The sequence below is a fragment of the Mucilaginibacter sp. genome (assembly GCF_039207105.1).
Lineage (GTDB): Bacteria > Bacteroidota > Bacteroidia > Sphingobacteriales > Sphingobacteriaceae > Mucilaginibacter.
Genome location: NZ_JBCECK010000142.1, coordinates 1 through 12,748 on the forward strand (window position 1 = coordinate 1; position 12,748 = coordinate 12,748).

10 protein-coding genes are annotated in these 12,748 nt (G+C 39.9%); 2 read left to right on the forward strand and 8 right to left on the reverse strand.

All coding sequences use genetic code 11. The features are described from left to right. Window positions 1–5 precede the first annotated feature (5 nt). Complete coding sequence (locus AAGC65_RS20750; RefSeq protein ID WP_343114383.1) at window positions 6–2,543, forward strand: ATP-dependent Clp protease ATP-binding subunit; 2,538 nt, start codon at window positions 6–8, stop codon at window positions 2,541–2,543. Window positions 2,544–2,604: 61 nt separating this feature from the next. On the opposite strand, the gene AAGC65_RS20755 is transcribed toward AAGC65_RS20750, so the two are convergent. Continuing rightward, window positions 2,605–3,720, reverse strand: a complete 1,116-nt coding sequence (locus AAGC65_RS20755) for a carboxypeptidase-like regulatory domain-containing protein (protein WP_343114375.1) — start codon at window positions 3,718–3,720, stop codon at window positions 2,605–2,607. 156 nt (window positions 3,721–3,876) lie between these two features. Here AAGC65_RS20755 and AAGC65_RS20760 point away from each other — a divergent pair, with 156 nt between their 5' ends. Next, on the forward strand, window positions 3,877–4,320 hold the full coding sequence (locus tag AAGC65_RS20760; RefSeq protein ID WP_343114376.1) for a hypothetical protein: 444 nt from the start codon (window positions 3,877–3,879) through the stop codon (window positions 4,318–4,320). Window positions 4,321–4,405: 85 nt separating this feature from the next. Here the strand turns inward: AAGC65_RS20760 and recN are convergent, their stop codons facing one another. From recN to AAGC65_RS20795, 7 genes are all read right to left on the reverse strand, one after another. Next, on the reverse strand, window positions 4,406–6,142 hold the full coding sequence (recN, locus tag AAGC65_RS20765) for a DNA repair protein RecN (RefSeq protein ID WP_343114377.1): 1,737 nt from the start codon (window positions 6,140–6,142) through the stop codon (window positions 4,406–4,408). Window positions 6,143–6,214: 72 nt separating this feature from the next. Continuing rightward, the gene (locus AAGC65_RS20770) at window positions 6,215–8,206 is read right to left on the reverse strand and encodes a M56 family metallopeptidase (protein WP_343114378.1); all 1,992 of its coding nucleotides are present in this window, start codon (window positions 8,204–8,206) and stop codon (window positions 6,215–6,217) included. Between the two features lie 12 nt (window positions 8,207–8,218). After that, window positions 8,219–8,590 carry a BlaI/MecI/CopY family transcriptional regulator gene (locus AAGC65_RS20775; RefSeq protein WP_343114379.1) on the reverse strand — a complete coding sequence of 124 codons (372 nt, stop codon included), beginning with the start codon at window positions 8,588–8,590 and terminating at the stop codon, window positions 8,219–8,221. A gap of 184 nt (window positions 8,591–8,774) precedes the next feature. Further along, on the reverse strand, window positions 8,775–9,668 hold the full coding sequence (locus AAGC65_RS20780; RefSeq protein ID WP_343114380.1) for a DUF4835 family protein: 894 nt from the start codon (window positions 9,666–9,668) through the stop codon (window positions 8,775–8,777). Beyond that, entirely contained in the window at window positions 9,665–10,867 is a 1,203-nt protein-coding gene (gene coaBC, locus AAGC65_RS20785) for a bifunctional phosphopantothenoylcysteine decarboxylase/phosphopantothenate--cysteine ligase CoaBC (protein WP_343114384.1), read from the reverse strand. Before coaBC ends, AAGC65_RS20780 begins: the two co-directional genes overlap by 4 nt. A gap of 125 nt (window positions 10,868–10,992) precedes the next feature. Next, complete coding sequence (locus AAGC65_RS20790; RefSeq protein ID WP_343114381.1) at window positions 10,993–11,325, reverse strand: DNA-directed RNA polymerase subunit omega; 333 nt, start codon at window positions 11,323–11,325, stop codon at window positions 10,993–10,995. A 12-nt stretch (window positions 11,326–11,337) separates the two neighbouring features. Next, window positions 11,338–12,264, reverse strand: a complete 927-nt coding sequence (locus AAGC65_RS20795) for an outer membrane protein assembly factor BamD (RefSeq protein WP_343114382.1) — start codon at window positions 12,262–12,264, stop codon at window positions 11,338–11,340. Window positions 12,265–12,748: the final 484 nt, after the last annotated feature.

Below are 12,748 nucleotides of genomic sequence, written 5' to 3' on the forward strand. Positions count from 1 at the left end.
TATATATGGAAGCTAAATTTTCGCCGAGGGTTAAGGATGTTATTCAATATAGCAGAGAGGAGGCTTTACGCCTGGGACACGACTATATTGGTACTGAACATCTTTTGCTGGGGCTTATCCGGGACGGAGACGGTGTAGCAATTAAATTGCTCAAAGGTTTGAACGTTGACACGGCCAAACTGCGTCGCGCCGTTGAAGATGCCGTTAAAGGAACTATTGGAACAAACGTACATATTGGCAGTATCCCGCTAACTAAACAAGCCGAAAAAGTACTGAAGATAACTTATCTTGAAGCCAAGATATTTAAAAGCGATGTAATTGGAACTGAGCACCTGCTATTATCCATTCTTCGCGATGAGGATAACATTGCTTCACAAATACTGATGCAGTTTAATGTAAACTACGAAGTATTTAAAGGCGAAGTTGAATCACATAAAAACGATGTTACTGACGAAATGCCAGGATCACCTACAGGTGGCGACGATGACTTTAAAGAAGAAGAGTCATTTAGTCAGCCTAAAAAGGTTTCTGACATCAAATCAAAAACTCCTGTGCTTGACAACTTTGGCCGCGATTTAACCCGTGCCGCCGAAGATGGTAAGCTTGACCCTATTGTTGGTCGTGAAAAGGAGATTGAAAGGGTATCGCAGATACTTTCACGTCGTAAAAAGAACAACCCTATATTAATAGGTGAGCCAGGTGTAGGTAAATCGGCTATTGCCGAAGGATTGGCACTGCGAATTGTTCAGCGTAAAGTATCACGTGTATTGTTCAACAAACGTGTAGTTACACTTGATTTGGCCTCATTGGTTGCCGGTACTAAATACCGCGGCCAGTTTGAAGAGCGCATGAAAGCAGTAATGAACGAGTTGGAAAAATCACCTGATGTTATTCTGTTTATTGATGAGATACATACTATAGTAGGTGCTGGTGGTGCTTCTGGCTCACTGGACGCTTCAAATATGTTTAAACCTGCTTTGGCAAGGGGCGAGATCCAATGCATTGGCGCGACTACATTAGATGAGTACCGCCAATACATTGAAAAAGATGGCGCGCTTGACCGTCGTTTTCAGAAAGTAATGGTTGAACCTGCAACTCCTGCAGAAACCATCGAGATACTGAACAGGATCAAAGAAAAATATGAAGAGCATCATGGCGTAACTTATACACCAGAAGCTATTAATGCCTGCGTTACTTTAACTACAAGGTACATTACCGACAGGTTTTTACCAGATAAAGCTATCGACGCTTTGGACGAATCAGGATCACGCGTTCACCTAACCAATATCCATGTGCCACAAAACATACTGGACATTGAACAGAAGATTGAGCAGATCAAGATCGAGAAAAACAAAGTTGTACGCAGCCAGAAATATGAGGAAGCCGCACAACTTCGCGATACCGAAAAGAATTTGCTGGTAGAGCTTGATCAGGCAAAAGCTGCATGGGAGGCTGAAACAAAATCAAAACGTTATACTGTAACTGAAGATAATGTTGCTGAGGTAGTATCAATGATGACCGGTATCCCTGTACAAAGGGTAGGCCAAGCCGATAGCCAAAAATTACTGCACATGGCTGACACCGTGAAAAGTAAGATTATTGGTCAGGATGATGCGATTAAAAAGTTAACCCGTGCCATACAGCGTACCCGTGCAGGATTAAAAGATCCGAAAAAACCTATTGGTTCGTTCATTTTCTTAGGCCCAACCGGTGTTGGTAAAACAGAGCTTGCAAAAGAACTTGCCCGCTTTATGTTTGACACCGAGGACGCGCTTATACAAATTGACATGAGCGAATACATGGAAAAATTCGCGGTATCACGTTTGGTTGGAGCGCCTCCGGGCTACGTAGGTTACGAAGAAGGTGGACAATTAACTGAAAAAGTACGCCGTAAACCATACGCGGTAATTTTACTGGATGAAATTGAAAAAGCTCACCCTGATGTATTTAACATCCTGTTACAGGTGTTGGACGAAGGACAGCTAACTGATTCATTGGGCCGCAAGGTTGATTTCAGGAATACCATCATTATCATGACATCAAACATTGGTGCCCGTCAGTTGAAAGATTTTGGACAAGGTGTTGGTTTCAGCACTAATGCTAAAAACTTACAAGCTGAATCGCACTCAAGAGGTGTTATCGAGAATGCTTTGAAACGTGCTTTTGCTCCTGAGTTCCTGAACCGTATTGATGATGTGATCGTGTTTAACTCATTGGGTAAAGAAGAGATCTTCAAGATCATTGATATTGAATTAGCTTTCTTGTTTAGCCGTGTTAACGGTTTAGGTTTCAAAATTGAACTTACCGAAGCTGCTAAAGAGTTTATTGCCGATAAAGGTTACGATTCGCAATTCGGTGCCCGTCCGTTAAAACGTGCCATCCAGAAGTACCTGGAAGATCCGATTGCTGAAGAGATACTGAAAGGTGAACTAAGCGAAGGTGATATCATGGCCGTTGATTACGATAAGGAAACTAACGAGATCAAGATCGTGAGCGACAAAAAAGGCGAAAGTAAAGAGCCTGAACAGGAAGAGCAAAAATAATTGCGAATCCTTTTAAATAAACGAACCCGGCCATTGGCCGGGTTTTTTGTTTTGTGATATTTTATTTAGTGGGTCGTGGTTCATAATCAACGGGTAACATTTCAGCAAAGCGGTAAATACTCCAATCGCCTTCAAAAGTAATGCTGCGCGGATTAGCAATAATACCATTGTTATCAAAAAAAGCGTAAGCCTGCTCGTTCAGTGTAGCAATTGTTGTAGCGTAATCAGGCATGTCATGTTGTAAAAAAATATCGCCAGAGGTGCCGCTGAGCTTTTTGTTGTACATGATATAAAGGCAATCGCTAAAGTCAAGCGCGTAAATACCAGGTTTAGTGGTGCGTTTCACAAAGTCGTTTATGCTGAGTGGTTGTTTAATCAGGGATTGAATGTATTTGTCTTTATGATTAAACGAACTTTCAGCATATTCGGGATTTGGTTTGCGGGTTAACTTGAGTACTTCAAATCCCTGCGGCGTTAATTCATTGCTGATAATACTGCGCAAAAAATGCATAGACGAACCACGGTAAGCCTCTTGCCGGCGCTTTTGCCACTTGCGAATTTGACTTGCGTCGCCAGGCATATCCTCAAATACCGAGATACCTTCATAATATACCGAGCCTTTATCGGAGTTATAAATAAAGGCATTAAGCTTATATTTAATAATATAACCGAGCGCTTCATTCTCAATCTTCAGAAAATCATAAGAGGAGGCCTGTAAAATATGGGTATTATTATCATACTGAAAGTCAAGAAACTCCGGATTTAATATTTTGCATTGAGCGGCATTAGTCGTACTTCCTAAAAATTGGCGCTTAAATTGTGTGTAGTATCGTTCGCGGTTATTATCAGGTTTAATTTTTACCTCGGCAAGCTCAATTGTTTTAGGATTAATACTGATCTCATTTAAAATCGTGTCTTTATTAAATAATATAGTTTGGCTGTAAGTTTCATATCCAACTATTGATATGATCAGATCATATTGACCTGGCTTTACATTACGGAGCGTAAACGAACCGTCATCAGTGGTTTTATTGCCTACGCCGGTATTATTTAAAAATACACTTGCATTGGCAATAGATTTTTTACCATTTACATTTATAATTTTGCCGCTTATTTTAAGCTGGGCAACAGTAATGGTGGGTAAAAAAGTAAGGATCAGGAAAAGGTATCTAAACATAGTATAAGTATACTAATGGCTTAGTTTAAAGGTAATTATTTATTATTACAGTTGTATTTGCTTTTGAAGATGATATTTTAAAAATAAAAGAAAGTAAAAAACGTTAAACCTTTTTATGAAATTAGCGTCTTATTAATAATTACAAAACATTACTGTATGAAAAAAATCTTGACTCTTGTATGCTGCACTATATTATTGGCAGCAACTTCATGTACTAAAAAGTATATTACGCCTGCAAACCGTACTGTATTTTTTACCGTTAAGGGTGGTACAAATGCAAGCAATCCTGGTGATTGGTTGTTAAATACAGATCCTACAACGGGAACAAAATCTTACTTAGTTAACTTAGGAAAAAATGGCGAATTACCAGAGTTGGATGATTTCACTCAAGCTAATGGTGGAGTTATAGTTTCTATATCTGGTGATAACGGCGATACCTATGAGGCAATACCACAAACCTATAGTGGAGTGGCTTATAGCTTTACCCATTCAAAAAACTTAATTCAGCTTTTTGCACAAACACCTGATGGTAGTGCAGCATTATTGCCTACAAGGGATATTCTTGTAAAAATTGTTTTGGTAGATTCTGAGCCACAATAATCCAATCAAGTACCATAAAAAAAGCGCCCGGCTAATTGCCGGGCACTTTTTTTATATTCTGAATTTGTCTTTTCTGGCCATGCAATTAATTAGCCAGTAATTCCCTCGCGTTTTGCAGAGCGCTTTCACCAGGTTTATCACCACTGAGCATTTTGGCAATTTCCAATACACGTTCCTGTTTATCTAGTTGTTTTATGCGCGTGTAAGTGGCCGCCGCTGTATCATCCTTATAAACAAAGTAATGAAACTCACCTTTGCTGGCAATTTGGGGTAAGTGAGTAATGGTGATCACCTGCAGGTTGTCGGCTAATTGTTCCATAATTTGGCCGACCTTATTGGCCACCTCGCCAGATACACCAGTATCTATCTCATCAAAAATAATAGTAGGCAAGGCGGTATACTGCGCAATAAGTGATTTAATGCTCAACATCAACCTCGAAAGCTCACCACCTGAAGCTACCTTGCTCATTTCAGCAAGCGCGTGGCCTTTATTGGCCGAAAACAAGAAACGGATCTGATCGGCACCACTTTTCGTAAGATGGTCCGCAAGTCCGGAAGTCCGGAAGTCCGAAAGATCAGTTGCTGCATTGTTTCCTGCTTTCCCGACTTGCGGACTTTCTGACTTGCGGACAACATGCTCAATTTTCAACGCCGAATTGCCCATACCCATTTCGGCTAATGTAGCCAATACCTGTTTTTCAATGGCAGGGATAGCTTTAATACGATTGGTAGTTAATTGAGCAGCCAGTTTTTCCAGTTCCGCTCTGTCGGTTGCCAACTGTTTTTGTAATTGCTCAACGGCCTCATCGCTGAATAATACTTTCTGTATTTTATCGAAAAGGTCTTCCTGTATCACCAGTAACTCGGCGTTGGTGTTTACCCTGTGCTTTTTTTGCAGATTATAAATCAGGCTCAGGCGGGTATTGATCTCATCGACACGGGCATCATTGGTATGCGTGCGCTGTTCAATTCCCTCAATTTCTGCGGCAATATCTTTTAATTCAATAATACTACTGTTGAGGCGCTGGTGAAGTTCTTCAATAGCGGTATCAAATTTTTCGAGGTTACCTAATTGCTGCCCAGCCTCACGCAGTTGTATCAATGCTGAAGACTCGCCCTCCTGCATCAGATAATAGGCACCAAACAGGTTACGTTTTATTTCCTCGGCATTATTCAGGGCATAAAGTTCTTTCTCCAAATGTTCCTGCTCGTCGGCATTTAAACTCGCTTTCTCCAGTTCATCAAATTGAAACTGAAAATAATCCAGATCGGCCTTGGCCTTATCGCTTTCGGCTATAAGATCGTTAAGCTTACTTACAGATTTACGGTAAGCCTTAAATTTACTTTGATAATCATGCAGTAAAGTATCATGTTTAGCAACAGAGTCAACAACCAGCAACTGAAACTCCGGATCATTTATTTCAAGAGTAGCATGTTGCGAATGTATATCTATCAGTTTTTCGCCAAGTTGTTTCAGGGCGGTTAGGTTAACCGGGGTATCATTTACAAATGCCCTTGATTTTCCATCGGCCGATATTTCACGACGCAAAACGGTTTCGGCCTCATAGTCCAGGTCGTTATCCTCAAAAAAAGACTTTAACTGAAAGTCGCCAATTTTAAAAAGACCTTCAATTACACATTTTTTTTGCTGATTAAAAAAATAACGGCTTTCGGCACGCTGGCCTAAAATAAGCGAGAGCGCACCTAATATGATTGATTTACCAGCACCGGTTTCGCCGGTAAGTATGTTTAATCCCTTGCCAAAACTAATTTCAAGGTTATCAATTAACGCGTAGTTATTAATGGTTAGCTTTTGAAGCATAAAAAAAGTATCCTTATTTTATTAAGGATACTAAATTACGAATTTCAGGATATAGCCCTTACTATTTAAAAATTATTGAAGTGTATCTTTTTTAACGTCAGGATCCATTTTTAAATCATACTTAAAGTCAAATGCCGATTCAGTTTGCTTGCGGTATTCTTCCATTTTTTTCTTAAAGGCAGGGCTTTGCGTATAATCGCGCAGGTTTTTAGATGCCTGCTTTAATAACTCCTGCTCTTGTTTCATTTGCGGGTTATTCTGATAATTACGCATCTGCTCGCTTATTTTCTTCATTTCGTCCCGCTGTATTTTCATGTCCTGGTTAGCATACACCCTTTTTATACTATCGCTCATGGCTTTTAGCTGATCGCGTTTTTTGTTAAATTCAGGCGAACTATAACGGCTGCGTATCTGCCCACCCAATTTTTTCAATTGATCTGCTTCTTCCATTACCTTTGGCGAAACTTTGCCATGCAGCTCTGCCTGGTATTTCCGGTAATTTTCGTCTTTCTTATCATCAAAATATTGCTGATCGGCCGGAATGCCATACTTTTTCCTGAGCTGTCCATCTATCTGCTTAAATTCAGAGCTGCTGAAATAAGTACTGATTTTTTCTCCGAGCTCGTTCATCTGATCATTTATTTTTTGGGTTTGGCTATTATCGCCCCAGTCTTTGGCAAATTCATCTGCCATTTTTTTCTGGCTTTCCTGGAGCTGCTGCATTGCAGGGCTATTATAATAATCGGAAATAGCCTTACCTTTTTGTGCTATTAAATCAGATTGAGCCTTAAATTCGGGACTGTTATAATATTTGCCAATGGCATCGGCGTGCTTGCTCACCTCTGCGGTAAGTCTGTTTAATTCAGCATCGTTAAGGCCATTAAACTCATCTGAATATTTAAATTTTTGTTGAATGCTTTTGTTTTTTGCGGTTTTCTTAGTCGCTATCCCTTGTTTACGTTTTGCTGTATCCTTTTTAAGTTTAAGTGTGTCGGTAAATAGGTTAACTACGGCTTTAGGGTAAGTAACCTTTTTTATAGATAATTTACCTTCTTTAATAGTTGGGTTTAACCAGGCTACGCTGCTTATGCTGGCGGTTATAATAGCTATGGCCACTAACAGGTGTCGTATGTTGCCTATGGTTTTTTGAGGTTTCATGATACGTTCTATTCTGTTTAATAAATGGTGTTTTTTTCCGGTAGCTGCCAGGGCCAGTGGTAAATTTACTTGCCTTGATTGCTCCAGTTTTAAGAGTGCCTGCGCGTAAATTAATGGCTGGGCGGTGGTTTGTATCACCAGGTCGTCGCAGCGATTTTCACGTTCCTGGTTTATAATTCGGTTAATTAATTGAGCAAAGGGATTAAAGAAAAGCATGATGGTTGCAAATTGCTGAACCATGTTCAACAGATAATCGTTCCGTTTAATGTGCGATAACTCATGCAATAAAATAGATTCTACTTCGGTAACTGACAGATAAGTTGTTAAGGTAACCGGTAATAATATGATGGGTTTAAAAAAGCCGATCATGCAGGGTACGTCAATAAAGCGGCTAAAGTTTACACTTACATATTTATTGATGTGCAGCTTTTGGCAAAAGTCATCAACATAAGTTTGCACCTGCCGGGCGGGAATCATAGTCCTTTTAATGAGGCTTATTTTTTGCCAGTTTAAGCCCATTTTGAGGATATTGAATATCAATCCGGCAAAATAAAAGGCAGATAGGTAAGGGAGGTATCCTTCAATAACGTAATTATAATAGCTTGTTGAAACGCTATGCGCGGCGTTTTTTAGCGGGAAATCTAAATAAGGTAAAAAATCAGGAGAGGCTGTTGCCGATAAATTAACCCAAATATGGTTTTGCACCTGAACAATTAAGGTACCAATGAACCATGCAGTTATAGCCAGCAATGCTGTCATGCTCCAGTTATGTTTTTTTACTGCCGACAATGACGGTACACAGGTAAATAACAGGCGTAGTGCAAACCACACCAACAGGCCCTGCCATAATGAGTGGATAAGGGTGATACCTAAAACCTGGCTTATATTATAGAACAAACTTTGCATGGCGTTTATGTTTTATTGTTTGTTAAACTGATCAAGATAATTTTTAATGGCATCAATCTCATCCTGCGATGCCCGGTGCTGCCCCAGGGCTTGTATCACCAGGTTGGAGGTAGAGCCTTTAAAAACAGTAGACAATATTTTATCCAAAGCGTTGCTTTGTGCCTGCTCCTGGGTAAATAATGCTTTATATAAATGAGTTTTTGACGATGTATCGCGTTCAACCATTCCTTTATCATGCATGATCTGCATCAGCTTGAGGGTGGTCGTATAACCGGCATCTTTATTTTTTGCCAGTTCTTCATGCACTTCGCGTACGGTACATTGCCCTTTGCTCCATATCACCTGGAGTATTTCCAGCTCGCTTTCCGTTGGTTTTATATCCATCTTATTTTAATACGAATTTCTTCGTACAAATATCTACGATGGTTTTCGTATTTGCAAGAGTTTTGTGAAAATTTTTGAATTTAATTGATTCGGAAAGTGGAGATATGCTTATAAATGAAAAGAGACACCTGTAAAGTGTCTCTTAGCGTTATTTTGATAATTCTAAAATTCGGATTCTGACGATTTACTTTTGCAGTGTCTGGTATTTATTACCATTGGCCGGGTCGGCCTGTACCAATATGTTCATGGCTTGCAGCCGTTCCTGGGGCTCGGCATTGCTGTATAGCGATACCAGCTCGTCACTTTTTGCAGTATAAAATATAAGTGGCAACATGGAGCCTACGCGCTGCCGGTTGATCTGCTGTAGGGATGGCAGAATAGATGATATCTCTTTGCGGGCTTTAGCGACGTTATCTGACATCATATCCAATCCGTTACGATGGTAATCATATATAAAGCTACGCAGCGGTTCGTAAACTTTATTGTTCAGGTTTTCTGACAGCCAATACCGGTTGATGTTACCGTCAAACGCTTTCCATCCCCGGTATGAGCCCGTTTGCGCATTATTGATAACCGTTTGAGCGGCGGCATAATATGGTGAGCCACCATCCAGCGAAAAGCTATCATAATCAAGCCCGATAATAATGTAGGCATAAAATGCCATGATAGAGCTCAGATTACTTTGAAAGTTCTGGTCGGTATAATCAATAGTTTGGCCTTCGTTATAAATAAAATCAACATCCTTATCATTCAGGTTTATGAGGGTTGAAGTATAGGTAGAATTAAAAACCGGCCGTGATGATTGTACCTGTAATTCGCCGCTAAAGTTACTGCTGCCATCCCAATTGGTGATATTGAGTACAAAATTGCAATCAATCCGTTCCTGGGGTAGTATAGGGTCGGCGCTCCACTTACGGCCATTTAAAAAATCCTTCATAGCGGTTTCCAGCGTTTGAAAAATACGCTTATTAGTACCCGATATCTTTGGTGAAAGTACTTGTACCCTGGCATTCAGGTCCTGCGCCGAAGCGCTAAAACCCAATACCATTATCAGCATATAAAGGATTATCTTTTTCATTGGTTGATCAATTGTGCTACTTTAAGGCAAATATCCCGAGCCACGGCATCCTTAGTTTTAAGGTCAAAAACAGTTTTTTGAAGGTTACGGTCAATAATGGTTATTTTATTGGTATCCTTCTGAAAACCGGCGCCGGCATCGTTAAGCGAATTTAACACAATAAAATCAAGATTTTTTCTTTGCAGCTTGCTTATCGCGTTTTCTTCCTCGTCATTAGTTTCTAATGCAAAGCCAACCAATATCTGTTTTGATGTTTTCTGCTCGCCTAAGGTTTTTAAAATATCGATAGTTTTTTTGAGTTCGATGTTGAGCGCGCTATCCTGTTTCTTGATCTTTTGTTCAGCAACATGAGCAGGGGTATAATCAGCCACGGCGGCACTCATGATACAGGCATTGGCATGAGCAAAATTACTTTGGCACGCTACCAACATATCTGCGGCCGAAGTAACATCAATACGTTTTACTGATGACTGCTTACTGATCTGCGCCGTTGGCCCGGTAATGAGCGTAACGTTGGCACCCATAGTTGCCAGTTCATCGGCAATGGCAAAGCCCATTTTGCCCGACGAATGATTGCCTATAAAACGTACCGGATCAATAGCCTCATAGGTTGGCCCGGCCGTAACCATGATGTTTTGGTTAGCTAAAAGTTGTTTTTTTTTTAGGGTAGATGACAAAAACGCCACTATTTCATCGGGTTCGGCCATGCGACCTTCGCCGTATAAACCACTGGCCAGTTCGCCATTGCCGGGAGGTATTAACGTATTCCCGAATGATTGCAGCCTGCTTACATTTTGGCGGGTAGCCGGGTGCAGCCACATATCCAAGTCCATTGCTGGCGCAAAATACACCGGGCATTTGGCCGAAAGGTAAGTAGCCAGTAATAAATTATCGCATAGGCCATTCGCCATTTTGGCCAGGGTATTGGCACTTGCGGGAGCTATAATAAGCATATCGGCCCATAGACCTAATTCAACATGGTTATTCCATTCACCTGTTTCGGTTTTAAAATAGTTAACCAACGCGGGCTTTTTTGATAAGGTTGAAAGAGTGAGGGGAGTTATAAAATTAGTAGCATCGGCAGTCATGACTACCTGTACATTGGCACCAGCTTTAACCAGTAACCGTACTAATAAAGCTGATTTATAAGCGGCGATACTACCGCAAACTCCAAGAATGATATTTTTACCTTCAAGCATAGTACCCCCTAAGCCCCCTAAAGGGGGAATGATAATAAAAGTTAAAAGTAACAAAAAAACTCCCGTTAGGGAGTTCTTTTATCTGTATAAATCTTTGCTCCCCCTTTAGGGGGTAGGGGGGATTTTTAAGCTTCTTTAGTAGGGTTACGGAAGTAAACTTTGTTATCCAAAAATTCCTGAACTGCTACCAATGATGGCTTTGGTAGTTTTTCGTAGTATTTAGAGATCTCAATTTGCTCACGGTTTTCAAAAACCTCTTCCAGGTTATCGTTTGATGATGCAAATTCAGAAAGTTTTTGGTGTAACTCTTCTTTAATATTGTTTGATATCTGGTTCGCTCTTTTTGACATAATTACAAGCGACTCATATATATTGTTAGTGTTTACATCCAGCTCGCGTAAATCGCGGGTTACAGTGCTGCTTGCTACTGCTGGTTTGTTGGTGTTATTTGCTGTCATATATAAAATTTTTTAATATGGTATTTTTTGTGGCTGATTCTTTTCTGATGGAGCCGATGTTTTAACCGAATCTTTTTTGGCTAATTTTTCGGCCAGTTTATAGTTGTTTGTGGCTTCGGCCATAATACGCTTAGCATATTGAGCTCCTCTTTCGCTGTCTTTTGCCAGATCTTTGGCATCGCTGCCGTATTTGCTTGAAGGAAATTTTTCATTAAACTGATTGGCGTAAACTACAGCCAGGTTATAACGGTCTTCCTGTTTATCTTCGCGGCTATGGCTGGCATATAAGTATTGTGCTTTCACAATCAAATACTCCATCTCTTCACCGTATTTGGTATCCGGGTAATCGCGCAACGCATTATTAAAAGCAATTACTGCCGATTGATAATCGCTGATGGTTAAATATAACTTGGCGTTTGCGTAAGCTTTGGTTTCCAGTTTATCGCGCAGGTTTTGTATTAGTTTACTCGCTTCGGTAACACGATCGCTTTTAGGATAAAGGTTGATGAACAACTGTAATGATTCAATAGCCTTTAAAGTATTGTCTTGATCAAGTGAGTATATCGGCGAATCAAGATAATAGCAATAAGCCGAAAAGAAACGGCATTCCTCAGCCCTGGTACTTGATGGATAGGTATCAGCAAAGGTTTTGAAGTGATACCTTGCGGCTGTATAATCCTTCAGTTTATAGTTGGTGAAGGCGTAATAGTAAAACAAGTCTTCTGCCTCGGCACGTCCGCGGTAACGTTCAACCAGCACCTCAAACAAGCCTAAGGCTTTGTTGTAGTCTTGTTTGTTGTAATACTTAATAGCCTCCTGGTATTTTTTGGCATAATCGTTACTTGCCTTTAACTTTTCGTATTTGCTTTTACAACTGCCAAGTGTGATAATTAACAGAGCTAAAACACTGGCTAATAACGTAAGTTGCTTTTTAAACATTTTGCAAAGATAGGGGAATAATATAAATCAATCAATTATTTATTTATCGGCTAATATATAACGCGCTTTTGGCTCCGCTTATATATAAAGGAGTATTTAACATCTTTTAACTATTCACAATTTGGAGATTATAAAGATACACTGCTTACATAGTATATCTACTGCGAATGTTAAAAATATCACTGGCGTATCGTTCGGTATATATAGTATATAGGAAAGGCTGATTGTTGGAAGCTGCTTAAAGCTACTATATAATGTATATTAATGGAGGTTATATGACTATAATGTAGTCTATATAGATATAGGTTGAAATAAAGAATCTCAGGATGGGTCAGGAATTTTATAACAATTCGAGTATAAGATGCAGGGATTTGGGATATAATAGGAGTTGTAATTATGTTTAGATAAAATTTAGTAATTGATTTTCAGTAAGATTGATGAAAAGGGGGATAATTAGGTAGAAATAATTTGGAGGAAAGGTAAA

Coding starts and splice junctions, on each gene's coding strand:
- AAGC65_RS20750 (WP_343114383.1), top strand. CDS start 6: ATGGAAGCTAAATTTTCGCCGAGGGTTAAGGATGTTATTCAATATAGC.
- AAGC65_RS20755 (WP_343114375.1), bottom strand. CDS start 3,720: ATGTTTAGATACCTTTTCCTGATCCTTACTTTTTTACCCACCATTACT.
- AAGC65_RS20760 (WP_343114376.1), top strand. CDS start 3,877: ATGAAAAAAATCTTGACTCTTGTATGCTGCACTATATTATTGGCAGCA.
- recN (WP_343114377.1), bottom strand. CDS start 6,142: ATGCTTCAAAAGCTAACCATTAATAACTACGCGTTAATTGATAACCTT.
- AAGC65_RS20770 (WP_343114378.1), bottom strand. CDS start 8,206: ATGCAAAGTTTGTTCTATAATATAAGCCAGGTTTTAGGTATCACCCTT.
- AAGC65_RS20775 (WP_343114379.1), bottom strand. CDS start 8,590: ATGGATATAAAACCAACGGAAAGCGAGCTGGAAATACTCCAGGTGATA.
- AAGC65_RS20780 (WP_343114380.1), bottom strand. CDS start 9,668: ATGAAAAAGATAATCCTTTATATGCTGATAATGGTATTGGGTTTTAGC.
- coaBC (WP_343114384.1), bottom strand. CDS start 10,867: ATGCTTGAAGGTAAAAATATCATTCTTGGAGTTTGCGGTAGTATCGCC.
- AAGC65_RS20790 (WP_343114381.1), bottom strand. CDS start 11,325: ATGACAGCAAATAACACCAACAAACCAGCAGTAGCAAGCAGCACTGTA.
- AAGC65_RS20795 (WP_343114382.1), bottom strand. CDS start 12,264: ATGTTTAAAAAGCAACTTACGTTATTAGCCAGTGTTTTAGCTCTGTTA.